This is a genomic window from Streptomyces cinnamoneus (assembly GCF_014650495.1).
GTDB lineage: Bacteria > Actinomycetota > Actinomycetes > Streptomycetales > Streptomycetaceae > Streptomyces > Streptomyces cinnamoneus.
Genome location: NZ_BMVB01000002.1, coordinates 54,409 through 78,920, shown reverse-complemented (window position 1 = coordinate 78,920; position 24,512 = coordinate 54,409). Strand labels below are relative to the sequence as shown.

The following is a 24,512-nucleotide window of genomic DNA, read 5'->3' as shown; positions in this document are numbered from 1 at the left end:
CGTTCATCCACAGCGCGTAATCGGATCATCACAGGGATCGAGGAACGCTGCACGGCCACCGCTGGTTGGCCGGACTGCACAGGGTCGCGGCCGTCGCCATTTTGGATATTAGGTGGATATTGCACATAATGTACCGAATGTGGGGGCGCATCCTGCTCGGTATTGCACACGGTGCTGTTCGCCGCCCGGCCCGGCACCGCCCGGTGCGGGTGTGCCGGCGACGAAAGCATCACGGTGACAGCTACCTCGCCCCACCTCCCCACGGCTGTCATATCCGGCGAGTCCGCCGGCCTTGCCCGCTCCCGCTGGATACGTGCGGCTGGGTGGGTGCCGCCGGTCATCGGGCTCGGTCTCGGAGCGTGGGGGAACACCAGCCCCTCAGCGTGGACCGACGAAATCGTCACCATTGACGTGGTGTGGCGGTCCTGGCCGCAGATGATGGAGGCCCACACGCCGCGCGTCTGGCACATCACCTGCAACCACCTCTCCTCCGGCGCCCGCGAGGCCGCCACCCGCACTGCCGCATCCCAGGAAGAGGCCCTCATCCGCGCCGGCTTCTCCCCGGCCTTCCATCACAGCGCCCGCGGCGTGGACATCGCCCTGGAACAACGACCCACCGCCGGACAGCCCTCCAGCAAGCCCGCTCGCTGACCCCGGACGCACGCCTACGGCCCAGCAGGCAACCAGCGGCTCGCCGGCTGTCCCCGACCGAACTCGCCAACGACAACTGGCCGTCGGCCCAATTTCTCCCATGCCAAACAAGCGGCGCGGTACGACCAGAGCGCTGGAAGCGCGGCAGGCGATGTGTCCTGCATCACCGGTGCGTGCGCTCGATGTGCTGCTGAAGGCCTGTCGGTAGCGAGTCCTCCGGGATTCCGCCTTCCAAGATCCACTCCAAGGTCACTCCAGGTGGGACTGCCGAACGCCCCGGAAACGCCTCAGGGCCCTGATCCTCGAAAGGATCAGGGCCCTGAGCTGGTGCAACCAAGTCGGGGTGGCGGGATTTGAACCCACGACCTCTTCGTCCCGAACGAAGCGCGCTGCCAAGCTGCGCTACACCCCGCTGCAACGAGCTCTACTTTAGCGGAATCGGGCCCGGAGGCGAAATCCGGTTCTCGGGGAGGTGCAGGTGGGGGCCGCGTGGGGGTCAGTCGCGGGGGACGAGGGTGAGGAGGGTGGCCTCCGGGGGGCAGGCGAAGCGGACCGGGGTGTAGCGGTTGGTGCCGCAGCCCGCGGAGACGTGGAGGTAGGACCGGTGGCCGCCGGCCTGGTGGGTGGAGAGGCCCTTCACGCGCTGGGTGTCGATGTCGCAGTTCGTGACGAGCGCGCCGTAGAACGGGATGCACAGCTGGCCGCCGTGCGTGTGCCCGGCCAGGATCAGGGGGTACTGGTCGGCCGTGAAGGCGTCCAGCACCCGCAGGTACGGGGCGTGGACGACCGCCATCGAGAAGTCGGCGCCCTGCTGCGGGCCGCCCGTCACGTGCTCGTACCGGTCGCGCTTGATGTGCGGGTCGTCCAGGCCCGTGAGGGCGATCTCCATGCCGTCGATCTTGAGCGAGCCGCGGGTGTTCGTCAGGTTGACCCAGCCCGCCGCGTCGAAGCCGTCGCGCAGCTCCTCCCACGGGTTGTGGATCACGCCGACGGCCGGGGCGTTGCCGTTCAGGCCGTGCCGCCCGGTGGCCTTCTCGATCAGGTAGCGGGCGGGGTTGCGCAGCTTGGGGCCGTAGTAGTCGTTCGAGCCGAAGACGTAGGCGCCGGGGAAGCGCATCAGCGGGCCGAGCGCGTCGAGCGTCTCGGGCACGCCCTCCGGGTCGGAGAGGTTGTCGCCGGTGTTGATCACGAAGTCCGGGCGGAGCCCGGCCAGCGACTGCAGCCAGCGCTGCTTCTTGCGCTGGCCGCCGACCATGTGGATGTCGGAGACCTGGAGCACCCGCAGCGGCCGCATGCCCCGCGGCAGCACGGGCACGGTGACCCGCCGCAGCCGGAAGGAACGGACTTCGAAGCCGGCGGCGTAGGCGAGGCCCGCCGCGCCGACCGCTGTGATTCCCAGGGGTACTCCGTATCGCGCACGCATGGTGCCCATCGTCGCAGACCCGGGTGGGTGCGGCGTCACGGGCCGGGGGCGGCAAGGGAGTTACGGCCGCAGGCGCGCGGCCGGGTGGCTGCGGGCCGTTAAATCCCCGGCGTGCGCGGGGGCGGGATGCGAAGATTGCGGCATGACCACGCTGAAGTCCAGGCTCCACGACGACCTCACGACCGCCATCAAGGCGCGCGACGAGCTGCGCTCCTCCACGCTCCGCCTCACCCTTTCCGCCATCGCCTACGAGGAGACCGCGGGCAAGGCCGCCCGCGAGCTCTCGGACGACGAGGTGCTGAAGGTGATCACCCGCGAGGCGAAGAAGCGCCGGGAGGCCGCCGACGCGTTCGACAAGGGCGGCCGGGCCGAGTCCGCCGAGCGTGAGCGGGCCGAGGGCGAGATCCTCGCCGACTACCTGCCCCAGCAGCTGTCGGACGACGAGCTCGCGGCGATCGTCGCGGACGCGGTGGCCGAGGCGAAGGCGGGCGGTGCCGAGGGGCCGCGTGCCATGGGCGCCGTCATGAAGATCGTGAACCCGAAGGTGGCCGGCCGCGCCGAGGGCGGCCGCGTCGCCGCCGAGGTCAAGCGCCTGCTCGTCGGCTGACGCGCGAGGCGACGCTCCTGCCGTACCGGCAGGAGCAACGGAAGAGGGGCGCGCGGACCGTGTCGGTCCGCGCGCCCCTCTCCGCTCTCTACGCGTTGTTGCCGGTTCTTCCCGCGTGCCCCGCGGCGGCTACTGCCCGTCCTCGCGGACCACGCCCTCCGCTCCGCCGATGAGGCCCGGCGGGATGATGCCGCCCGGCGTCCCCGGGTCGGGCACGGCGGCGTCGGGCTTGTTGCCGGGCTTGGTGTTGCCCGGCTTGGCGTTGCCGCCCGGCTTGTTCGTACCGGGCTTGTTCGTGCCCGGCTTGCGCGGGTTGCGGCCGGGCTTGTCCCCCTTGTTGCCCGAGCCCTTATCGGCGCCGGCGACGGGGGAGCCGTCGAAGGACGGCGCCTCGTGGCCTTCGAGCGCGCCCGACATGGCGTCACGCCAGATGGGGCCGGGGGTGTCGGCGCCGTAGACCTTGTCGTGGTAGACGCCGCCGATGGTGATGCCCTCCATCTCGACCTTGTCGCCGGGGCCGCCGACCCAGACCGCGCCGGCCAGGTTCGGGGTGTAGCCGACGAACCAGGCGGCGCGCCGCTCGTCCGTCGTACCCGTCTTGCCCGCGCTGTCGCGCCCGCTGAGCCCGGCCTCCTTGCCCGTACCGTCTTCGACGACGCCCTGCAGCAGGGCGTTGACGGTGTCGGCCGTCTGCTCGGACATCGCCCGCGAGCACTTCGTCTTCGGCACCCGCAGCGCCTTGCCGTCGGGGCCGGTCGCCGACTCGACGATCACCGGGGTGCAGTAGGTGCCGCGGTTGGCGAACGTCGCGTAGGCGGAGGCCATGGTGAGCGGGGACATGCCGTCCGAGCCGCCGAGCGTGAGCGACGGAAGCTGCTTCATCTTGCTGCCGGAGGCCGGGTCCATGCCCATCTTCTCCGCCATCTTGACCACCGGGCAGAGACCGATGTCCTCGACGAGCTGCACGAAGTAGGTGTTGACCGACTTCGCGGTCGCCTCCCGCATCCCGTACGGGCCGACCTCGCTGCGGTTCTCGTTCTGGACGGTGTTGCCGACGCTGTTCTTCCACGGCTTGCCGCAGGTCTCCACCTCCTCCGGGTACGGCATCCGGAAGGGCGAGGAGTAGCTCTTGTACGGCGATACGCCCTGCTCCAGGGCGGCCGCCGCCACGATCGGCTTGAAGGTCGAACCGACCTGGAAGCCGTAGTTCGAGCCGCCCATCCCCTTGTCGGCGGAGAGGTTGATCTGCGTCTGGTACTGGCCGAAGCCGTACGGGCGCGACTGGCCCATGCCGAGGATCTTGCCGCTGCCCGGCTGGACGATCGAGATGGCGGTGGCCACCTTGTCGTCCTGGTAGACGTGGTCGCTGATCGACTTCTGGACGGACTTCTGCGTCTGCGGGTCGAGGGTGGTGCGGATCGTCATGCCGCCCTCGTTCCAGCGCTTGGCCCGGGCTTCCTTCGTCTTGCCGAAGACCGGGTCGTTGAGGAAGGTCTCGCGGACGTAGTCGCAGAAGAAGCCGGCGCCGTTGACGGCCGTGATGCAGCCGCTCTTGGGCCTGCTGACGTTCAGCTTGAGCGGCTTGGCCTGTTCGGCGGCCGCCTCGGCCGGGGTGATGTGCTTCAGCTCGGCCATGCGCTGCAGCACGGTGTTGCGCCGCTTGGTGGCCTCCTTGGGCGCGTTGACCGGGTCGTAGCGGCTGGGCGACTGGACCAGGCCGGCCATCATCGCGGACTCGCCGAGGGTGAGGTCCTTGGCGTGCTTGCTGAAGTAGCGCTGGGAGGCGGCCTCGATGCCGTACGCCTGCTGCCCGAAGAAAGTGATGTTCAGATAGTTGTTGAGAATCCGGTCCTTGCCGAGCTCCTTCTCGACCTGGATGGCGTACTTCAGCTCCTTGACCTTGCGGCCCAGGGTCTGCTGAGTGGCCACCGCGACCTTGCCGGGGTCGTCACCCGCCTCCTCGACGAAGACGTTCTTGACGTACTGCTGGGTGAGGGTGGAGGCGCCTTCCGAGACGCCGCCGGACTGGGCGTTCTTGTTGACCGCGCGGAGCACGCCCTTGAGGTCGATTGCGCCGTGCTCGTAATAGCGCGAGTCCTCGATGTCGACGATCGCCTGACGCATGTACGGGGAGATGTCCTTCAGCGGCACCACCGTGCGGTCGCGGGAGTAGACCTTCGCGATCTCGCCGCCCTCGGAGTCGAGGATGGTGGTGCGCTGGCTGAGCGGTGGTGTCTTGAGGTTGGCGGGGACCTCGTCGAAGCCTTCGACGGTGCCCTTGGCCACCAGGCCGAACGCGCCGATGCCCGGTAGGGCCAGACCCGCCAGGACGACTCCGGAGAGCACGCTGACGCCGAGGAACTTCGCGGCCTGCCGGGTCACGGTGGGACCCTCGCCCGAGCCTTTCATAGCCATGGAGCGAAGCCTACGTTCTCATTCGGCGGACAGACGCAGGTGTGTTCGCCTACGCTGTTTCACGCCAGTCACTGCGGTGCGGTTCTGCATCACTTCTGACTTCACTCTTGTGAGTGATGAGACGTGTCCGTATTGCCGTCTCTGTCACCAGCTGCCCGGAGCGACGCGGGCGAAACGCCCTGATGGGGTGGGGAAAGTCCGTAATGTCGCCAGCTCACTCCGTTGGGTGATCTGCCGCGTACGCATAGTCCGTTCGGGCCATTCAAGATTGGGCCCGAAGGGGGTGTTGCCCCCTGCCTGCCTTCCGTAACGTCCTCAACTGGCAACGGTGAATATGCCGCTGCCGCCGTGGGGGAGCCTCGATTCGGGAGAGGACGGCGCCAGCATGGGCTGGGTAACCGACTGGAGTGCGCAGGCCGCCTGCCGCACTACCGATCCGGATGAACTATTCGTTCAGGGCGCAGCGCAGAACAGGGCGAAGGCGGTCTGCACAGGCTGCCCGGTGCGTACCGAGTGTCTGGCCGATGCGCTGGACAACCGCGTGGAGTTCGGCGTGTGGGGCGGGATGACCGAGCGCGAGCGGCGGGCCCTGCTGCGCCGCAGGCCGACGGTCACCTCATGGCGCAGGCTCCTGGAGACGGCGCGTACGGAATACGAGCGCGGCGCCGGGATCCTGCCGCTGGGCGAGCCGGAGTACGACGAGTACGCCGCGGTCGGCTAGAGCGCACCGCCGGCCGGCACCTTCGGCTCCCCGCCGGGACCGTCTCCGGGCCGTCCCCGTACGTTGCCGCATGCCGTCACGAGCCACAGCGTGCCGTCGCACGCGCCGCTGCACGCCGCCGAGGACGCGACTGTGACCTACGGCGCCTCGTAGCGCTCGTACTGCCCGTCCTGCTGCCTGCCGCGCTCCTGCTGCTCCTGCTGCTTGTGCTGCCGTGGTACCTCCGCCTGCGGCCGGTCCGGGTCCGTCCGGGCGGCGAGCCGCTCGCCGATGGCCCGCAGCCCCGCCAGGTCGTGCACATCGCCGGGCAGCGCGGCCACTTCCGCCACCGGCACCTCGGGGTGCAGAGCAGTGAAGCGGTCGCGCGTGCGCTGCTCGCGCGCGAGCACCTGCATGCGCTCGGCGTGCAGTCGCAGCAGCCCGGCGGCGAGCCGTTCCGGGGATCGTTCCGCCGGGACGCCCGGGGCGTTCGCTCCTGGGGACGCGGGCTGGGGGAAGCCGCTCTCGGGAGAGGACGTGTCCGTGGGAGTGAGGGTGCCAGGGTCGTCAGCGGTACGTGAGCCAGCCTGCCCGCTGTCACGATCCACAATGCCGTCGCCGTCAAGATTTTCTGCGTATTCGGACGATCCGCCCGTGAGCGCCTCGGCGGCGGCCAGTGCCCGTTCCGCCGAGAGCCGCGCCGCCTCGCTGCCGTGCACCCGGTTCAGTACGAGCCCGGCCAGCGGCATCCGCTCCGCCGCCAGTCGTTCCACGAAGTACGCGGCCTCCCGCAGGGCGTCCCGCTCGGGCGCCGCGACGACCAGGAAGGCCGTCCCCGGCGCCTGCAGCAGCCGGTAGGTCGCGTCGGCACGGGTACGGAAGCCGCCGAACATGGTGTCCATCGCGGCGACGAACGTCTGTACGTCGCGCAGGAGCTGCCCGCCCATCAGTTTGTTGAGGGGGCCGCTCATCACGGACATGCCGACGCCCAGGAACTTCATCCCGGCCCGCCCGCCGAGCTTCGCCGGCGCCATCAGCACCTTGATGAACTTTCCGTCGAGGAACGAGCCCAGGCGGTTCGGCGCGTCCAGGAAGTCCAGCGCCGAACGGCTCGGCGGGGTGTCCACGACGATGAGGTCCCAGTCGTCGCGGGCGCGGAGCTGGCCGAGCTTCTCCATGGCCATGTACTCCTGCGTGCCGGCGAAACCGGCCGACAAGGACTGGTAGAAGGGGTTCTCCAGGATGGCCCGGGCGCGCTCCTTGTCGGCGTGCGCCTCGACTATCTCGTCGAAGGTCCGCTTCATGTCGAGCATCATCGCGTGCAGTTCACCGCCCGCGGAGACGTCGATGCCCGGGACCCGGCGCGGCACGTTGTCGAGCTCGTCGATCCCCATCGACTGCGCCAGCCGGCGTGCGGGGTCGATGGTCAGGACGACGACCTTCCGGCCGCGTTCGGCGGCCCGCAGGCCCAGGGCGGCCGCGGTCGTGGTCTTCCCGACGCCGCCCGAGCCGCAGCACACCACGATGCGGGTGCGCGGATCGTCCAGGACCGGGTCCATCTCCAGTCGTGCTGCCGAATCCAGGCTCACCCTGCCACTCCTTGCTTCCGCAGTTCGCGCGCCATGCGGTAGAGGCCCGCCAGGTCGACGCCGTCGCCGAGCAGCTGAAGTTCGTAGGTGGGCAGGCTGAGCCGCGCCACGTCGGCGCGGCCGCGCTGCTCCAGCGCGAGCCGCTCGGTGTGCTCGCGCGCCTGCTGCAGCAGGGGCTCGACGAGCGGCTCCGCGAAGCCCGTGCGCCCCCTGCTGCCGGAGCCGGTGCGCTCCAGGGCGTGCGAGAGGGCCCGCGCGACCTCCTCGCGCCGCCCGTTCGCCGCCGCTTCCACGGCCGCGTCGTCGAGGATCGCGGGCCGCACCATGTTGATGACGACCCCGCCCACCGGCAGCCCCGCCGCGCGCAGCTCCGCGATGCCGTCGGAGGTCTCCTGGACGGGCATCTCCTCCAGCAGCGTGACGAAGTGCACCGCCGTCTCGGGGGACTTGAGCACCCGCATGACGGCCTGCGCCTGGTTGTGGATGGGTCCGATGCGGGCCAGCCCGGCCACCTCGTCGTTGACGTTGAGGAAGCGCGTGACCCGGCCCGTGGGGGGTGCGTCCATGACGACGTGGTCGTAGACGAAGCGGCCCGTACGGTCCTTCCTGCGCACCGCCTCGCACGCCTTGCCGGTCAGCAGGACGTCCCGCAGACCCGGCGCGATGGTCGTCGCGAAGTCGATCGCGCCGATCTTTCTCAGCGCCCGCCCGGCGCCGCCGAGCTTGTAGAACATCTGGAGGTAGTCGAGGAGTGCCTGCTCGGCGTCGATGGCGAGCGCGAACACCTCGCCACCTCCCGGCGCCACGGCGATCTTCCGCTCCTCGTAGGGCAACGCCTCCGTCTCGAAGAGCTGCGCGATGCCCTGCCGGCCTTCGACCTCGACCAGCAGAGTGCGCTTTCCCTCTGCGGCGAGGGCAAGCGCGAGGGCCGCGGCGACCGTGGTCTTGCCAGTACCGCCCTTGCCGCTGACGACATGGAGCCTGCTCATGCAGCGGAGCCTAACCAGTCGCCGCGCGGGCTACGCACGAGGCTGTCGGTATGAGGCATTACAGTCGGGCCATGACCAAGTGGGAATACGCGACCGTGCCGCTTCTCGTGCACGCGACCAAGCAGATTCTGGACACCTGGGGCGAGGACGGCTGGGAGCTCGTCCAGGTCGTGCCGGGTCCCAACAACCCCGAGCAGCTGGTGGCCTACCTCAAGCGGGAGAAGGCGTGAGTGCGGTCGAGGCCAAGCTCGCCGAGCTGGGGCTGACCCTGCCGGAGGTCGTTCCTCCGCTTGCCGCCTACCAGCCGGCCGTGCGCACCGGCGCGTACGTCTACACCGCCGGCCAGCTGCCGATGGTCAAGGGCGCGGTTCCGGCCACCGGCAAGGTCGGTGCCGAGGTCAGCCCCGAGCAGGCCAAGGAGCTGGCGGGCATCTGTGCCCTCAACGCCCTGGCCGCGGTGAAGTCCGTCATCGGCGACCTCGACAAGATCGTGCGGGTCGTGAAGGTCGTCGGCTTCGTGGCCTCCGCGCCGGACTTCACCGGTCACCCGGGCGTGCTGAACGGCGCGAGCGAGCTGCTGGGCGAGGTCCTGGGCGAGAAGGGCGTGCACGCCCGCTCGGCCGTGGGCGTGGCCGTGCTGCCGCTGGACGCACCGGTCGAGGTCGAGGTCCTGGTCGAGGTCCGGGACTGACCACTGCGGGTCGGGAGCCGGGACCTGTGACGGGGCCGGCTCCGGCTCCGGTCCGTGACGGGGCCGGGTAGCGGCTCCGGTGGTTCCGGCTCGTGACGGGGCCGGGGCTCCTGGCCGGGACCCACGCGCGCAGCCGCAGGCTGCGTCCTCTCGAACATCCGCGCGCGAGCGCATAGCATCCGGCCATGTCGACTTCGAACGGCCAGTGGTACCCGGCGGAGTGGCCGGACCGGATCAGAGCGCTCTCCCGCGGCGAGCTCCGGCCAGTGGCGCCCCGCCGCGCCGCGACCGTTCTGCTGCTGCGCGCCGGCGGCGACGGACTCGCCGTTCACATGCTGCGCAGACGCGCCTCCATGGCTTTCGCCGGGGGCGCGTACGCGTATCCGGGTGGTTCGGTCGATCCGCGCGACGAGCGCGACGTGCCCTGGGCGGGTCCCTCGCGCGCGGACTGGGCGGCTCGTCTGGGCACCGACGCCGCCACCGCGCAGGCCATCGTCTGCGCGGCCGTCCGCGAGACCTTCGAAGAAGCGGGCGTCCTGCTGGCCGGCCGGACGCCGGACACGGTCGTCGCGGACACCACCGGGGACGAGTGGGAGGCCGACCGGGCCGCGCTCGTCAGCCGCGCGCTGTCCTTCGCGGACTTCCTCGAACGGCGCGGCCTGCTGCTGCGCAGCGACCTCCTGGGCCCGTGGGCACGCTGGATCACGCCCGAGTTCGAGCCGCGTCGCTACGACACCTGGTTCTTCGTCGCCGCCCTGCCCGAAGGGCAGCGCACCCGCAACGCCTCCACCGAGGCCGACCGTACGGTCTGGACCGCTCCGGCCGAGGCGGCCGCCGGCTACGACCGGGGCGATCTGCTGATGATGCCGCCGACCATCTCCACACTGCGTTCGCTGCTGCCGTACGCGACGCCGGCCGACACTCTGGCGGCCTCGGGTGAGCGGGATCTCACGCCCGTACTGGCTCAGGCGCGGCTCGTCGGGGAAGAGATCGTGCTGAGCTGGCCGGGGCACGAGGAGTTCACCAAACGCATCGACCAGCAGTCGGGCGGGCAGCCGGGCGAGCAGCCCGGCCAGCACTCCGGCCCACAAGCCGGCGGGCAGTCCGGCCAACAGACCGACCGGCACATCGTCTCCGGACGTTCCGGAACCTCAGGACCCGAGGGAGCCGACGCATGACGTACCCCACCGACCTCCCCGGACGGCCGCGCCCGGGTGCTGCCGGCGGCCCGGCGACCGCCCGGGCGACGTGCGTGCTCGCACCCAACCCGTCCGCCATGACGCTGGAGGGCACCAACACCTGGATCCTGGCCGAGCCCGACTCCGACCTGGCCGTCGTGGTCGATCCGGGACCGCTGGACGAGAGCCACCTGCGCGAGGTCATCGCCACAGCGGAAGCGGCGGGCAAGCGCGTCGCCCTGACCCTCCTCACGCATGGCCATGCCGACCACAGCGGTGGCGCCGCGCGCTTCGCCGAGCTGACGGGTACGCACGTGCGCGCGCTGGACCCGGCGCTGCGGCTGGGCGGCGAAGGACTCGGCGTGGGGGACGTGATCACCACCGGCGGTCTGGAGCTCCACGTGATCTCCACGCCCGGGCACACCGCCGACTCCCTCTGCTTCCACCTTCCGGCGGACGGTGCGGTGCTCAGCGGCGACACCGTGCTGGGCCGCGGCACCACGATCGTCGCGCACCCCGACGGCCGGCTCGGCGACTACCTCGACTCCCTGCGCCGGCTGCGCGCGCTCACGGTCGAGGAGGACGTGGAGGTGGTGCTGCCCGGGCACGGGCCGGTGCTGGACGACGCCCGGGGCGCCGTCGAGTTCTACCTCGCCCACCGCGCCAAGCGCCTCGCCCAGGTCGAGACGGCGGTCGAGAACGGCCACCGGACGGCGGGCGAGGTCGTGGCGGCCGTCTACGCGGACGTCGACCGCGCCCTGTGGCCGGCGGCCGAGCTGTCGGTGCGGGCGCAGCTGGACTACCTGGAGGAGCACGGCCTGATCTGAACCGTCGCCGGCCTCGGCTCGGGGCGGGCATGCGAGAGCCCCGCCGCGCGTGGTGCGCGGCGGGGCTCCGGACGCATGCGGTCCTGCCGGTTCAGCGGGAGCGCTTGGCGAGCCGCTCGACGTCCAGCAGGATCACGGCGCGGGCCTCCAGGCGGAGCCAGCCGCGGCCCGCGAAGTCCGCGAGGGCCTTGTTGACGGTCTCGCGGGAGGCGCCGACCAGCTGGGCGAGCTCCTCCTGCGTGAGGTCGTGCACGACGTGGATGCCCTCTTCGGACTGGACGCCGAAGCGGCGGGACAGGTCCAGCAGGGCCTTGGCGACACGGCCGGGGACGTCGGAGAAGACGAGGTCCGACATCGAGTCGTTGGTGCGGCGCAGCCGGCGTGCGACGGCGCGCAGCAGGGCGGTGGCCACCTCCGGGCGGGCGTTGAGCCAGGGCTGGAGGTCGCCGTGGCCGAGGCCGAGCAGCTTGACCTCGGTGAGCGCGGTGGCGGTGGCCGTGCGCGGTCCGGGGTCGAACAGCGACAGCTCGCCGATGAGCTCACCGGGGCCGAGGACCGCCAGCATGTTCTCGCGGCCGTCGGGGGAGGTGCGGTGGAGCTTCACCTTGCCCTCGGTCACCACGTAGAGGCGGTCGCCCGGGTCGCCTTCGTGGAACAGGGCGTCGCCCCTCGCGAGCGTCACCTCGCCCATGGAGGCGCGCAGCTCAGCGGCCTGCTCGTCATCGAGCGCCGCGAAAAGCGGGGCGCGCCGCAGAACGTCGTCCACGAGTTCTCTCCTTGTCGACATGCACAGGGGACCGTGGTCTCCATGATGCCCGTCGGTAAAACTGTGTGATCAAACACAAGTGTGGCGCATCGTCGCCCGGAGCCCTACGGCAGGGGTCCGATTGGGCTGTGGTTTTCCTGCGGCCGGGGCGGATGTCAGTGCTGGGCTTTAGTCTGGCCGGGTGTCCAATACGCCGGTGAGAGCACAGGGCAAGGGGGCCGGGAGGGTGACCCCGGCTCGTAATTCCGCTGTGGGCGAACGCCCCGCCGCGAAGAAGACAAAAGCCGTCAAGACGAAGAAAACGCCGGAGGGTGCAGCCGTCGGTGCGGCGGAGCCTCGGGCGGCGGAGTCACGGACCGCGCTGGTGCGCCGCGCGCGCCGGATCAACCGCGAGCTCGCCGAGGTCTATCACTACGCCCACCCCGAGCTGGACTTCGAGAATCCCTTCCAGCTCCTGGTCGCCACGGTCCTCTCCGCGCAGACCACCGACCTGAGGGTCAACCAGACCACCCCCGCCCTCTTCGCCGCCTATCCCACCCCCGAGGACATGGCGGCGGCCGACCCCGAGACGCTGGAGCAGCTGATCCGGCCGACGGGTTTCTTCCGGGCCAAGACCAAGTCCCTCATAGGTCTCTCCGCCGCCCTGCGCGACCGCTTCGGCGGCGAGGTGCCCGGGCGCCTGCAGGATCTGGTCACGCTTCCCGGCGTCGGCCGCAAGACGGCCAATGTCGTCCTGGGCAACGCCTTCGGCGTCCCGGGGATCACGGTCGACACCCACTTCGGCCGCCTCGTGCGGCGCTGGAAGTGGACGGACGCGCAGGACGCGGAGAAGGTCGAGGCCGACGTCTGTGCTCTCTTCCCCAAGAGCGAGTGGACGATGCTCTCGCATCGCGTGATCTTCCACGGGCGCCGGGTCTGCCACGCGCGCAGGCCGGCCTGCGGCGCGTGCCCGATCGCTCCGCTCTGCCCGTCCTTCGGCGAGGGCGAGACGGACCCGGAGAAGGCGAAGAAGCTGCTCAAGTACGAGATGGGCGGCCGGCCGGGCCAGCGGCTCAAGCCGCCGCCGGACTACCCGGGCGAGCCCGCGCCCCCGCTGGGAGCCGAGTGACCGATCGCCCGCCCGAAGGCCGCCCGCCCGAAGACCGTCTGCCCGAAGAGCAGCCGTCCGAAGAGCAGCCGTCCGAAGACCGCCGCAGCGATGCCGAAGACGACCGGGGGAAGCGTATGACCAGCACGTACGGCAAGGAGATCACGGTCAGCACGGAGGGGCTCCCCGAGTGGCTGGAGCCGGTGGTCCGCGCCGCAGGGACGGTCGAGCCGCACCAGCTCAGCCGCTTCCTCCCGCCGGAGACCGGGGGCCGTCAGTCCGCCGTGCTCATCCTCTTCGGCGAGGGCGAGCAGGGCCCCGAGCTCCTGCTGCTCGAACGGGCCGGCACCCTGCGCTCGCACGCGGGCCAGCTGTCCTTCCCCGGTGGCGCCCTCGATCCGGAAGACGGCGACCCGGAGGGCGACGGGCCGGTGCGGGCCGCGCTGCGCGAGGCCGAGGAGGAGACCGGGCTCGACGCCTCCGGCGTCCAGGTCTTCGGCGTGCTGCCCCGGCTCTACATCCCCGTCAGCGGGTTCGTCGTGACGCCCGTGCTCGGCTGGTGGCGCAAGCCCAGCCCCGTCGCGCCCGTCTCGTTGCAGGAGACGGCCCGGGTCTTCACCGTCCCCGTCGCCGAGCTGACCGCTCCCGCCAACCGCGCCATGGCCATACACCCCAGCGGCCACCGGGGCCCGGCCTTTCGCGTCGGACCGGCGCTGGTGTGGGGGTTCACCGCCGGAGTGATCGACCGGATCCTGCACTACGCCGGCTGGGAGCGGCCGTGGGACCGCGAGCGGGAGGTCCCGCTGGACGGGCGACCCTGACGGGCATGAGACGGTGGCCCCCGCTGGCCACGACAACTGCAATGCGAGGCATCTTTCGGTGAACGTGCTGGACATCGTGCTGCTGATCGCCGCTGTGTGGTTCGCGGTCGTCGGCTACCGCCAGGGCTTCGTCGTCGGCGTGCTGTCGGTGATCGGCTTTCTCGGCGGCGGCCTGGCCGCGGTCTACGCGCTGCCCGTGATCTGGGACAGCGCCACCGACGATGCCGAGCCGGGCACCGTCGCGGCCATCGCGGCCGTGGCGATCATCATCCTGTGCGCCTCCGTGGGGCAGGCCGCCACCACCCACCTCGGCAACAAGCTGCGCCGCCACATCACGTGGTCCCCGGCGCGTGCGCTGGACGCCACGGGCGGTGCGCTCGTCAACGTCGTCGCCATGCTGCTGGTCGCCTGGCTGATCGGCTCCGCCCTCGCCGGTACGACCCTGCCGACGCTGGGCAAGGAGGTCCGCAGCTCCAAGGTGCTGCTGGGCGTTGCCCGGGTCGTCCCCTCCCAGGCCAACACCTGGTTCGCCGACTTCAGCACCGTCCTCGCGCAGAACGGCTTCCCGCAGGTCTTCGCGCCGTTCTCCAACGAGCCGATCACCTCCGTTCCCGCTCCCGACCCCGAGCTCGCGGGCAGCCCGGTCGCCGTGGCCGCCCAGCGCAGCATCGTCAAGGTCGTCGGCAACGCGCCCAGCTGCGGCAAGGTCCTGGAGGGCACCGGCTTCGTGTTCGCCCCCCACCGCGTGATGACCAACGCGCACGTCGTCGGCGGCGTGGACGAGCCCACCGTGCAGATCGGCGGCCAGGGCCGCCTCCACGACGCGAAGGTGGTGCTCTACGACTGGAAGCGCGACATCGCCGTCCTCGACGTGCCGTCGCTGGACGCGCCCGTGCTGCGGTTCGCCGGGGACGACGCGGAGAGCGGCAAGAGCGCCATCGTCGCGGGCTTCCCGGAGAACGGTTCGTACGACGTGCGGGCCGCGCGCGTCCGCAGCCGCGTCCAGGCCAACGGCCCGGACATCTACCACCGCGGCAACGTCCGCCGCGACGTCTACTCCCTCTACGCCACCGTGCGCCAGGGCAATTCGGGCGGTCCCCTGCTCACGCCGGACGGCAAGGTCTACGGAGTGGTCTTCGCCAAGTCGCTCGACGACGCGGACACCGGCTACGCCCTCACCGCGGACGAGGTCCGCGAGGACGCCACGTACGGGCGCACGGCGACGGACCGGGCCAATACCCAGGGGTGCGCCCTCTGACGGGCCCCAGCGGGCACAGTGGGCCGCGCAGGGGCCTTCTCGGGGTCGTACGGACGTGCGAGCCGCGGCGGGTCAGCGGCTGCGGGGGTGCCGCAGCCGCGCCGACACCCAGCGGGCGCGGCGTCGGATGATCCGTGGAATGCCGATGCGGGGGTCGGGTCCGGCCTCCGGCCGGTGCCGTCCCCGAGCGGGTGCCTCCGTCACCGCCAGCGCGGTATCGGCCTCGGCGCCACGCTCCGAGGTCACGTCGGTCACGTCGCGGTAGTCGTGCGTCCAGCCCATACCTGAAGCTCTGCCCGGGCCCAAAGGTCGGTAATCGCCCCTGGGTCCGGCAATTGGCCTATGCGCGGGGCAATTGGCTGTTCGGTGAACGGACGTTCCCCTCCGCTGAGCGGACGCGCCACGGGCACGGCCCCCGCGCCGAGGGCCCGGCCCGCCTGCGCCGCTACCGGCCCCTCGTCCGTCCTCAGTGGCCGTCATCGGCCCTCAGCGGTCCGGTTCGGGGTCGTTCAGCCAGCCGATGAGCTCCGCCGAGAACGCGGCCGGGTCCTCCTCGTGCGGGAAGTGTCCGAGCCCGTCGAAGAGGCGCCAGCGGTAAGGGGCCTCCACGTACTCGCCGGAACCCGCGGCACTGCGCGTGCGCATCACCGGATCGAGGGAACCGTGCAGGTGGAGCGTGGGCACCCGCACCGGCCGCTTCATGCGGCGGTTGAACTGAATGCCGTCCGGGCGCGCCAGCGAACGCACCATCCAGCGGTAGGGCTCGATCGAGCAGTGCGCCGTGGAGGGGATCGACATGGCCGTCCGGTAGGCGTCGACCGCCTCGTCGTCCGGCAGCCGGGGCCCCGACCAGTCGCGGATCAGCCGGCCGACCAGCGCCGCGTCGTCGGCGACCAGCCGCCGTTCGGGCAGCCACGGCCGCTGGAAGCCCCAGATGTGCGCGCTCGCGGCGCTCTGCTTGGGGTCGGCGAGCATCGCCGAGCGCCAGCGGCGCGGGTGCGGCATCGAGGACACCGCGAGCCGGCGCACCAGCTTGGGCCGCATCACGGCCGCCGTCCAGGCCAGGTAGCCGCCGAGGTCGTGGCCGACCAGTGCGGCGTCCGGCTCGCCGAGGGAACGGACGACGCCGGTGATGTCGAGGGCGAGGTTCGCCGGGTCGTACCCCCGGGGCGTGCGGTCGCTGCCGCCCACCCCGCGCAGGTCCATCGCCACCGCCCGGAAACCCGCGTCCGCGAGCGCGGGCAGCTGGTGCCGCCACGTCCACCAGAACTGCGGGAAGCCGTGCAACAGCAGCACCAGCGGTCCCTCACCCATCTCGGCGATGTGGAACCGCGCCCCGTTCGCCGCGACCTCCCGGTGCGTCCACGGGCCGTCCGGCCGGACGACCGCGGCGGGCGTGGAGGCCCCCGGCCCCGGCGAGGCGCCCGCCGCCCCCGGTGTCACGGGCCGGCCGGGCTCGGGGGACGCGGGCGCTGCGGGGGTCTCGGGCACCGTCATACGGACGAGCGTGTCACAGATGCGTCCGTCCGGCCCGTGACGGTCACCGGCCGGGGGTGCGGCTTGACGGTGCCGATCACGGCCGCCGTCTCCTTCGCCGACGCGATGGACTTCTCGGGCTTCTTGATCTTCTTGAACTTGGCGACCGCCAGCAGCAGGAGCACCGCCGCGATCAGCAGGAACGCGCCACCGGTGATGAGGAACGACCAGGCGAGGCCGAGACCGAGGTTGTGGATGCCGTACGCAGCGGCGAAGCTCAGTACCGGCAGGGAGAACAGCGCCAGGACGCCTGCGGCGGCGACGGCGCCGCCGCCGATGCCCAGCCGCCGCGCGTCCTGCCGCAGTTCGGCCTTGGCCAGTGCGATCTCGTCGTGCACCAGCGCGGACAGCTCCGTGGTGGCCGTCGCCACCAGCTGGCCGAGGCTGCGGTTCGCGCCGTCGTCGGCTGCGCTCATCGACTGCTCCCTCATCGTCATCAGCTCAGGTGTAAAGACTCTCAGATCATGCCGGACCGTTGCTCTGGGCGGTGCGCTCCGAGGCGACTTGCGCCAATTTGCGGTGTGCGGCGGCCTTCGCTTCGTACCGGGCGGCCATGCGCAGGTGGTACTCGGGGTCGTCCTGCTCGTAGACGTCGGGGATGCCGTCCTCGTCGTCGTCGCGGTCCTCCTCCGCACAGAGCTTCTTGTACTTGTTGTCGCGCAGCTTGAGGAGGGAGCTCGCGAGGACCGCCGCGATCAGGGAGCCGACGAGCACGGCGGCCTTGATCTCGCCGACGAGCACCGCGTCGTCGGAGAAGGCCAGCTCGCCGATGAGCAGGGAGACCGTGAAGCCGATGCCGGCCAGTGAGGCGACGGCCAGGACGTCGGGCCACTTGAGGTCGGGGTTGAGCTCCGCCCGGGTGAAGCGGGCGGCCGCCCAGGTGCCGCCGAAGACGCCGACCGCCTTGCCCAGGACCAGGCCGAGCACGACGCCGAGCGTCTCGGGCCGGGTGAAGACCTCCGACAGCGCCCCGCCGGTGACGGCGACTCCGGCCGAGAACAGCGCGAACAGCGGAACCGCCAGCCCCGCCGACAGCGGGCGCACGAGGTGCTCGATGTGCTCGCCGGGCGACTGCTGCTCGTCGTCGCGACGGGTGCAGCGCAGCATCAGGCCCATGGCCACGCCCGCGATGGTGGCGTGGACGCCGCTGTTGTACATCAGCGCCCAGTTGACGAGGGCGAGCGGCACGTAGACGTACCAGCCGCGCACGCCCTTGCGGAGCAGCAGCCAGAAGACGGCCAGGCCCAGCACGGCGAAGCCGAGCGCGGCGAAGTTCAGCTTCGACGTGAAGAAGATCGCGATGATCAGGATCGCGAAGAGGTCGTCGACGACGGCCAGGGTGAGCAGGAACGCCCGCAGCGCCGAGGGCAGGGCCGTGCCGATGACGGCCAGGACGGCCAGGGCGAAGGCGATGTCGGTGGCGGTGGGCACGGCCCAGCCGGCGAGTGAGCCGTTGCCGCTGCCGGCGACGGTGAAGTAGACGAGTGCGGGGGCGGCCATGCCGCAGATCGCGGCGACGACCGGGAGGGCTGCGGCCTTGGGGTCGCGCAGCTCGCCCGCGACGAGCTCGCGCTTGAGCTCGATGCCGGCGACGAAGAAGAAGACGGCGAGCAGGCCGTCGGCCGCCCAGTGCTGCAGGGAGAGGTTCAGGCCGAGGCTGGACGGGCCCACGTGGAAGGTGCGGACGGTCTCGTAGCTCTCGCGCACGGGGGTGTTCGCCCACAGCAGCGCGGCGACGGCCGCGACGAGCAGGATCACGCCACCGACGGTCTCGGTGCGCAACGCGTCCGCGAGGTAGTTCCGTTCGGGAAGCGGGAGCCTGCCGAGGAAGACGGAACGGCGGTTCTTGGGCGCGGCCACGGTGGTGGACCTCCTGGGCTCGGCTGACTGTCCGCACGACGTCTGCGTGTGCAGACACGTGTCCTGTGTGCCGACCAGACTTCCCGGCGCGCCCTTGATTCTTGTCGCGATCTTTACGCGACAAGTACTTACTTTAGCCGGAACGGGTGAAGGGCACCTGGTGGGAGACCAGGTGCCCTTCGTCCACGACGGTCGCGGGGGGCGCCGATGGGGCGCTGACGGGCGCGGTGGGCGCCCCCTTGCTCAGCTCGTGCTTGCTTCGCTCAGTCCTCGCTGGGGGCGGCGGGGAGCTTCGCCTGGATGAGGTCCATGACCGAGGAGTCGGTGAGCGTCGTGACGTCCCCGAGGGTGCGGTTCTCGGCCACGTCGCGCAGCAGGCGGCGCATGATCTTGCCGGAGCGGGTCTTGGGCAGCTCGGCGACCGGCAGGACGCGCTTGGGCTTGGCGATCGGGCCGAGCTGCCGGGCGACATGGGCCCGCAGTTCCTCGGTGAGGCCCTCGGCATCGGCGTCCACGCCGCTGCGCAGGATGACGAACGCGCAGATCGCCTGGGTCGTCTGCGGGTCGGTCGCGCCGACGACCGCGGCCTCGGCCACCTTGGGGTGCGAGACGAGCGCGGACTCGACCTCGGTGGTCGAGATGTTGTGGCCGGAGACGAGCATGACGTCGTCGACGCGTCCGAGCAGCCAGATGTCGCCGTCGTCGTCCTTCTTGGCGCCGTCACCGGCGAAGTAGGTGTTCTCGAACCGGGACCAGTAGGTGTCGATGTAGCGCTGGTCGTCGCCCCAGATCGTGCGGAGCATCGACGGCCACGGCTCGGTCAGGACGAGGTAGCCGCCGGAGCCGTTGGGCACCTCGTGGCCGTCGTCGTCGACGACGGTGGCGGCGATGCCCGGGAGCGGTACCTGCGCGGAGCCCGGCTTGGTCTCGGTCACCCCGGGCAGCGGGCTGATCATCATGGCGCCGGTCTCGGTCTGCCACCAGGTGTCGACGACCGGAGTGGTCTCTGCGCCGATGTGCTTGCGGTACCAGACCCAGGCTTCGGGGTTGATGGGCTCGCCGACCGAGCCCAGGATCCGCAGGCTGGACAGGTCGTACTTGGCGGGGATGTCGTCGCCCCACTTCATGCAGGCGCGGATTGCGGTGGGGGCGGTGTAGAGGATCGTCACGCCGTACTTCTGGACGATCTCCCACCAGCGGCCCTGGTGGGGGCTGTCCGGGGTGCCCTCGTAGAGGACTTCGGTGGCGCCGTTGCTCAGCGGGCCGTAGACGATGTACGAGTGGCCGGTGACCCAGCCGACGTCGGCCGTGCACCAGAAGACGTCCGTCTCGGGCTTGAGGTCGAAGACGGCGTGATGGGTGTACGAAGCCTGGGTGAGGTAGCCGCCGGTGGTGTGCAGGATGCCCTTCGGCTTACCCGTGGTGCCCGAGGTGTAGAGGATGAACAGCGGGTGCTCGGCGTCGAACGCCTCGGGGGTGTGCTGGTCCGACTGGCGCTCGACCAGGTCGTGCCACCACACGTCGCGGCCCTCGGTCCAGGCGACGTCCTCCTGGCCGGTGCGGCGGACGACGAGGACGCTGCGGACGTTCTCGGTGCCGGGGCGGGTGAGGGCCTCGTCGACGGCGGGCTTGAGGGCGGAGGGCTTGCCGCGCCGGTAGCCGCCGTCGGCGGTGATCACGACGCGGGCGTCGGCGTCGTTGATGCGCGTGGCGAGGGCGTCCGCGGAGAAGCCGCCGAAGACGAGTGAGTGCGGGGCGCCGATGCGGGCGCAGGCCAGCATTGAGACGACCGCTTCGGGGATCATCGGCAGGTAGATGGCGACCCGGTCGCCCGCCTGGACGCCCAGCTCGGTCAGGGCGTTGGCGGCCTTGGAGACCTCGCGCTGCAGCTCGGCGTAGGTGATCGAGCGGGTGTCGCCCGGCTCGCCCTCGAAGTGCAGGGCGACCCGGTCGCCCAGGCCGTTCTCCACGTGGCGGTCGACGCAGTTGTAGGCCACGTTGAGCTTGCCGTCGGCGAACCACTTGGCGAACGGCGGGTTCGACCAGTCCAGGGTCTCGGTCGGCTCGGTCTCCCAGCTCAGGCGGCGGGCCTGCGCGGCCCAGAAGCCCAGCCGGTCAGCCTTCGCCTGCTCGTACGCATCTGCGGTGACGTTGGCCCCCGCGGCCAGGTCGGCAGGCGGTGCGAAGCGGCGCTCCTCCTTCAGAAGGTTGGCCAGGCTTTCGTTGCTCACGACATCTCCCTTTCCCAGGGGCCTCGTTGCGTCCCGGCCATAGCTCATCAGCCCGGGGCACACCCTGACAAGGGGTGTGGGTAAAAACTGGTTTAGACCTGTGGGGAAAGCGGTTGGCCGAGGTCAGAGGGGGTGGTGCGGTCACGGCGACGCGCCGGGGACCTGGCGGAGGCGACTGATGCGGGCGTCCGCCCGGACAGGACCGAGGCCCCCGGTCAGACGGCGTCGAGGACCCCCGGGCGGACGGCGGAGAAGGTGCGCGAGCGCCGGTCGAGGACGTATGCCTGTGCCTCGGCGACGTGGAAGTACATCCCCTGGAGGTGGAGCGAGCCCTCGGCCACTCTCCGGGCGACGCAGGCGTGGGCCATCAGGTGGTCGAGCTGCTGCAGCACATTGACGAGCGCCAGCCGCTCGACGTCGTCCGCGACGGGCCGCTCGGCCAGCGCCACTTCGCCGCGGCCCAGCCGGCCGATCCGCTGCATGCGCGCCAGACTGGGCCGGCCGTGCCGCAGCCACCGGGTGAGCGGGGTCTGGCCGTCGCTCGCCAGCCCGTGCCCGGCCGGGGAGGCGGCGAGATCCAGCAGGGCCTGCATCGCGCCGCACCCGGAATGCCCGCACACGGTGATGCTGGAGACCTTCAGCACCTCCACCGCGTATTCGACGGCGGCCCCCACCGAATCGCAGCCGCTGCCGTGGTCCGGCGGCGGCATCAGATTGCCGACGTTGCGCACGGTGAACAGATCACCCGGCCCGCTGGAGGTGATCATGCTGGTGACCAGGCGGGAATCGGCGCAGGTCAGGAAGAGCTGGCCGGGCCTTTGGCCCTCGCGGGCGAGCCGCGCCAGCTCGTCGCGGACGAGCGGGGCGGTGTTGCGCTGGAACGCGCTGACCCCGCCGAGCAACTGCCGCCCACCGTCGGCGTCGGTTCGGGCATCGTCGGTGACGGGCCGGGTGCAGTGGTGATTGCGCCAGGGCGTCCAGGGGCGGCACGCATGGGTGGTGACGGGCTCGGCGAGCGGCCGGCCGTAGCGGCCCCGCAGGGTGACCCAGCCGCCGCGCGCCCGGTGCGCGGCGGACCAGGAGTGCAGTGCGTCGTATGCGGCGTGGTCCATGAACGAGCCGCCCAGCTCGACCACGGCGTTCGCCTCGTCCGGCACCTGGGCGAGGGCCCGGCTGAGGCGGGGCACGGCCAGGAACGTCAGCTGCCCGTTGACCTGCACGCGGTGACAGACCTGCTCCTCGGTGACCGTGATGCGGGTGTGGGTGAGGCGCCGCAGGGAGAGGAGCGCGGCGACCGCCACGCCCACCGCGACCCCCTGCAGCACACCGAGCAGCACCACGGACCCCAGCGTGGCGGCGTACATCGGGAACTCCCGGTGCCGCTGGACGTGCTTGATGTGAGCGAAGCTCACCATCCGCACGCCGACCACCATGACCAGTGCCGCCAGGGCGGCCAGCGGGATCACCTCCAGCACGGCCGTGAGCAGCCCCGCGCACACCAGCACCCATACGCCGTGCAGCACGGTGGACGTGCGGGACCTGGCCCCTGCCGCGATGTTGGCCGAGCCGCGGATCGCGCCGCCCGCGATGGGCAGCCCGCCCAGCAGCCCGGAGACCACGTTCGCTGCGCCCTGCCCGGCCAGCTCGCGGTTCAGCCCGGTGGGGGCGGCCGGCGGCTCGTCGGTCCGCTGGGCGCGCAGCCGCTCCATGGCGACGGCGGAAAGCAGTGACTCCATGCTGGCGACGAGCGTGACCGTCAGGACCGCAGCGAAGATCCCGAGCACCGGCCCGTCGGGCAGCGCGGGCAGGGCCGGCAACTCCCAGGCGGGCAACGAGACGCGGGGCAGCGTCATGCCCAGGCTCGCGGCGGTGGCGAGGGTCACGGCCGCGAGGGGCGCCGGGAGCAGCCGGGCCCACTGCCCCGCCCGCCCGGGCAGCCGGGGCCAGCCGATCAGCACGCCGACCGTTACGGCGCCGATCAGCAGCGCGGCAGGGTGCGGATGCAGGAACTCCGAAGGCAGGGCGCCCAGATTCTCCAGCGCGGAGAGGCTCGGGCTGTCCCCCAGGACGACGTGCAGCTGCCCCAGCGCGATCGTGACGCCGATGCCGGCGAGCATTCCGTGCACGATCGCCGGACTGATCGCCAGCGCCGCCCGCGCCACACGGGCGGCGCCCAGGGCGAGTTGGGCCAGGCCCGCGAGCGCAGTGATCGCGCAGGTGGCCCGCCAGCCGTAGCGCTGCACGAGCTCGGCGGTCACCACCACCAGACCGGTGGCGGCTCCGCTGACCTGGAGCGGGGCTCCACCCAGCAGGCCGGCGACGATGCCGCCGACCGCCGCCGCGACCAGGCCCGCCTGCAGCGGCGCACCGGTGGCGAGTGCGACCCCCAGGGAGAGGGGGATGGCGATCAGGAAGACGACGAAGGATGCGGAGAGGTCCCGCCGCCAGCCCCGTCGCACGCGCCCGCCCGGCTGGGGCGGGGCGTCCTCTCCGGGCGCCATGGGCAGTGGTTCTGTCAGGGGCGGCTGAGTGTGCATGGGCGTTCCCGTCTTCGTGACTGCGACGGCGGGGGCAACAGCGAGGGAAGGCACGGCAGGGGAAGGGGCAGGGTGGAGAGCGGCGGTGAATCTCAACTCTCGGTAAACGAATCGTAATGGAGAGTAAAGGGCTGGCGAAGAGCTGGCCGAGGGCTTCCTTCGATCGAGTGAATATGTATTTTCATGCGCTTGTCGTGATTTGCCCGGTGTCATGCACCGGCGTCGTCCCGTGTGCGCCCTGACAGCACGAACGGCGGCGCGTCCAGACGCGCCGCCGCAGGCTGGCTGTGCTTCCCGGGTGTCAGGCGGGTTGCGGTGTGGCGAGGAGTTGCTCGCCGAGCACGAACGACGGGTCGACCTGAGCCGCCAGGTCGGCGCCCGTCTTCGCGTTGCCCCAGCTCTCCGCGTTCTTGAGGTGGAAGTGCACCATCTGGCGGGTGTAGCGCTGCCAGTCCCGTTCGCCGTACGCGGCGTCCGCCGTCTGGCGCAGGGTGCGCAGCGCCTGGTGGTTGGCCTCTTCCAGCAGCTCGAACCGGGGCGGCCGGCCCTTCTCCATGGCGCGCACCCAGTCCGAGTGCCCGACCGTGGTGAGCAGGTCGTCCCCGACCTCGGCGCGCAGGAAGTCCAGGTCGTCGGCGCCCTGCACCTTGTTGCCCACCACCTTCAGGCCCACGCCGAAGTCCCGTGCGTACTCCTTGTACTGGCGGTAGACGGAGACGCCCTTGCGGGTGGGCTCGGCGATCAGGAAGGTCATGTCGAAGCGGGTGAACATCCCGGAGGCGAAGGAGTCGCTGCCGGCCGTCATGTCGACCACCACGTACTCGCCGGGGCCGTCGACGAGGTGGTTCAGGCACAGTTCCACCGCGCCGACCTTGGAGTGGTAGCAGGCGACGCCGAGGTCGGAGTCGGTGAACGGGCCCGTCGCCATCAGGCGGACCGCCGCGTCGTCGTCCAGCCGCACGGCGCGGGCGCACGCTTCGTAGACCGGATTGTCCTCACCGATGCGCAGCAACCGGGAGCCCTCTCCCGGCGGAGTCGTCTTGATCATGGTCTCGGCGGAGGCGATGCGGGGGTTCGTCCCCCGCAGGTAGTCCTTGATCAAGGGCAGCTGTGCACCCATCGCGGGCAGTCCGGCGCTCTCCGCCTCGTCGAGCCCGAGTGCCGCCCCGAGGTGCTGATTGATGTCCGCGTCCACGGCGACGACCGGAACGCGGGAGGCGGCGAGATGGCGGATGAACAGGGAGGACAGCGTGGTCTTGCCGCTGCCGCCCTTCCCTACGAAAGCGATCTTCATGTTCACCAAGAGTAGGTGCGGGGGTGCGCTGAGTGAGAGTCGTGAGTGAAGA

At 71.3% G+C, this 24,512-nt stretch carries 22 protein-coding genes and 1 tRNA gene; 10 read left to right on the top strand and 13 right to left on the bottom strand.

The window, feature by feature from the left end; translation table 11 throughout:
* The first annotated feature begins 414 nt into the window (after positions 1–414).
* Entirely contained in the window at positions 415–651 is a 237-nt protein-coding gene (locus IE182_RS02880; RefSeq protein ID WP_190108027.1) for a hypothetical protein, read from the top strand.
* 338 nt (positions 652–989) lie between these two features.
* Here IE182_RS02880 and IE182_RS02875 read toward each other — a convergent pair.
* Both IE182_RS02875 and IE182_RS02870 read right to left on the bottom strand, forming a co-directional pair.
* Positions 990–1,063 (bottom strand) — tRNA-Pro (locus IE182_RS02875).
* An 84-nt stretch (positions 1,064–1,147) separates the two neighbouring features.
* Entirely contained in the window at positions 1,148–2,074 is a 927-nt protein-coding gene (locus tag IE182_RS02870; RefSeq protein WP_190108026.1) for a metallophosphoesterase, read from the bottom strand.
* A 142-nt stretch (positions 2,075–2,216) separates the two neighbouring features.
* On the opposite strand from IE182_RS02870, the gene IE182_RS02865 reads away from it, so the two are divergent.
* Positions 2,217–2,681, top strand: coding sequence for a GatB/YqeY domain-containing protein (locus tag IE182_RS02865; protein ID WP_190108025.1), 465 nt, complete (start codon positions 2,217–2,219; stop codon positions 2,679–2,681).
* 129 nt (positions 2,682–2,810) lie between these two features.
* On the opposite strand, the gene IE182_RS02860 is transcribed toward IE182_RS02865, so the two are convergent.
* Positions 2,811–5,096 carry a transglycosylase domain-containing protein gene (locus IE182_RS02860; protein ID WP_190108024.1) on the bottom strand — a complete coding sequence of 762 codons (2,286 nt, stop codon included), beginning with the start codon at positions 5,094–5,096 and terminating at the stop codon, positions 2,811–2,813.
* 385 nt (positions 5,097–5,481) lie between these two features.
* Between IE182_RS02860 and IE182_RS02855 the strand changes: the two genes are divergently transcribed.
* Positions 5,482–5,817, top strand: a complete 336-nt coding sequence (locus IE182_RS02855) for a WhiB family transcriptional regulator (protein WP_189455966.1) — start codon at positions 5,482–5,484, stop codon at positions 5,815–5,817.
* 137 nt (positions 5,818–5,954) lie between these two features.
* Here IE182_RS02855 and bagB read toward each other — a convergent pair whose 3' ends face one another.
* On the bottom strand, positions 5,955–7,355 hold the full coding sequence (gene bagB, locus IE182_RS02850; protein ID WP_190108359.1) for an ATPase BagB: 1,401 nt from the start codon (positions 7,353–7,355) through the stop codon (positions 5,955–5,957).
* Between the two features lie 26 nt (positions 7,356–7,381).
* The gene (gene bagA / locus IE182_RS02845; RefSeq protein ID WP_190108023.1) at positions 7,382–8,374 is read right to left on the bottom strand and encodes an ATPase BagA; all 993 of its coding nucleotides are present in this window, start codon (positions 8,372–8,374) and stop codon (positions 7,382–7,384) included.
* Between the two features lie 71 nt (positions 8,375–8,445).
* Between bagA and sp36 the strand changes: the two genes are divergently transcribed.
* The 4 genes from sp36 (at position 8,446) to IE182_RS02825 (ending at position 11,070) form a co-directional block, all read left to right on the top strand.
* The gene (sp36, locus tag IE182_RS02840; RefSeq protein ID WP_003967454.1) at positions 8,446–8,604 is read left to right on the top strand and encodes a Sp36 family protein; all 159 of its coding nucleotides are present in this window, start codon (positions 8,446–8,448) and stop codon (positions 8,602–8,604) included.
* Positions 8,601–9,065, top strand: coding sequence for a RidA family protein (locus IE182_RS02835; RefSeq protein WP_190108022.1), 465 nt, complete (start codon positions 8,601–8,603; stop codon positions 9,063–9,065). The genes sp36 and IE182_RS02835 overlap by 4 nt, the downstream gene beginning before the upstream one ends.
* Positions 9,066–9,250: 185 nt before the next feature.
* Complete coding sequence (locus IE182_RS02830; protein WP_229844533.1) at positions 9,251–10,243, top strand: NUDIX hydrolase; 993 nt, start codon at positions 9,251–9,253, stop codon at positions 10,241–10,243.
* Positions 10,240–11,070, top strand: coding sequence for an MBL fold metallo-hydrolase (locus IE182_RS02825; protein WP_190108021.1), 831 nt, complete (start codon positions 10,240–10,242; stop codon positions 11,068–11,070). The genes IE182_RS02830 and IE182_RS02825 overlap by 4 nt, the downstream gene beginning before the upstream one ends.
* Positions 11,071–11,161: 91 nt before the next feature.
* Here the strand turns inward: IE182_RS02825 and IE182_RS02820 are convergent, their stop codons facing one another.
* Positions 11,162–11,836 (bottom strand): Crp/Fnr family transcriptional regulator, encoded by a 675-nt coding sequence (locus tag IE182_RS02820; RefSeq protein ID WP_004939715.1) that lies wholly within the window; start codon positions 11,834–11,836, stop codon positions 11,162–11,164.
* A gap of 250 nt (positions 11,837–12,086) precedes the next feature.
* On the opposite strand from IE182_RS02820, the gene nth reads away from it, so the two are divergent.
* The 3 genes from nth to IE182_RS02805 all read left to right on the top strand — a co-directional run bounded on the left by nth (position 12,087) and on the right by IE182_RS02805 (position 15,002).
* Positions 12,087–12,944: an endonuclease III gene (gene nth, locus IE182_RS02815; RefSeq protein ID WP_373303494.1), complete on the top strand. Its 858-nt coding sequence runs from the start codon at positions 12,087–12,089 to the stop codon at positions 12,942–12,944.
* A 116-nt stretch (positions 12,945–13,060) separates the two neighbouring features.
* On the top strand, positions 13,061–13,744 hold the full coding sequence (locus tag IE182_RS02810; protein ID WP_190108019.1) for an NUDIX hydrolase: 684 nt from the start codon (positions 13,061–13,063) through the stop codon (positions 13,742–13,744).
* A 58-nt stretch (positions 13,745–13,802) separates the two neighbouring features.
* Positions 13,803–15,002 carry a MarP family serine protease gene (locus IE182_RS02805; protein WP_190108018.1) on the top strand — a complete coding sequence of 400 codons (1,200 nt, stop codon included), beginning with the start codon at positions 13,803–13,805 and terminating at the stop codon, positions 15,000–15,002.
* Between the two features lie 72 nt (positions 15,003–15,074).
* On the opposite strand, the gene IE182_RS02800 is transcribed toward IE182_RS02805, so the two are convergent.
* The 7 genes from IE182_RS02800 to IE182_RS02770 form a co-directional block, all read right to left on the bottom strand.
* Positions 15,075–15,284 (bottom strand): hypothetical protein, encoded by a 210-nt coding sequence (locus IE182_RS02800; protein WP_190108017.1) that lies wholly within the window; start codon positions 15,282–15,284, stop codon positions 15,075–15,077.
* A gap of 204 nt (positions 15,285–15,488) precedes the next feature.
* Positions 15,489–16,499 carry an alpha/beta fold hydrolase gene (locus IE182_RS02795; RefSeq protein WP_229844532.1) on the bottom strand — a complete coding sequence of 337 codons (1,011 nt, stop codon included), beginning with the start codon at positions 16,497–16,499 and terminating at the stop codon, positions 15,489–15,491.
* Positions 16,496–16,954 carry a phage holin family protein gene (locus tag IE182_RS02790; protein WP_190108016.1) on the bottom strand — a complete coding sequence of 153 codons (459 nt, stop codon included), beginning with the start codon at positions 16,952–16,954 and terminating at the stop codon, positions 16,496–16,498. The genes IE182_RS02795 and IE182_RS02790 overlap by 4 nt, the downstream gene beginning before the upstream one ends.
* A 46-nt stretch (positions 16,955–17,000) precedes the next feature.
* Positions 17,001–18,398 (bottom strand): Na+/H+ antiporter NhaA, encoded by a 1,398-nt coding sequence (gene nhaA / locus IE182_RS02785; protein ID WP_190108015.1) that lies wholly within the window; start codon positions 18,396–18,398, stop codon positions 17,001–17,003.
* 263 nt (positions 18,399–18,661) lie between these two features.
* Positions 18,662–20,629 (bottom strand): acetate--CoA ligase, encoded by a 1,968-nt coding sequence (gene acs, locus IE182_RS02780; RefSeq protein ID WP_190108014.1) that lies wholly within the window; start codon positions 20,627–20,629, stop codon positions 18,662–18,664.
* 215 nt (positions 20,630–20,844) lie between these two features.
* Positions 20,845–23,130 carry a SulP family inorganic anion transporter gene (locus tag IE182_RS02775; protein WP_229844531.1) on the bottom strand — a complete coding sequence of 762 codons (2,286 nt, stop codon included), beginning with the start codon at positions 23,128–23,130 and terminating at the stop codon, positions 20,845–20,847.
* Between the two features lie 337 nt (positions 23,131–23,467).
* On the bottom strand, positions 23,468–24,460 hold the full coding sequence (locus IE182_RS02770; protein WP_190108012.1) for an ATP-binding protein: 993 nt from the start codon (positions 24,458–24,460) through the stop codon (positions 23,468–23,470).
* Between the last annotated feature and the right edge of the window lie 52 nt (positions 24,461–24,512).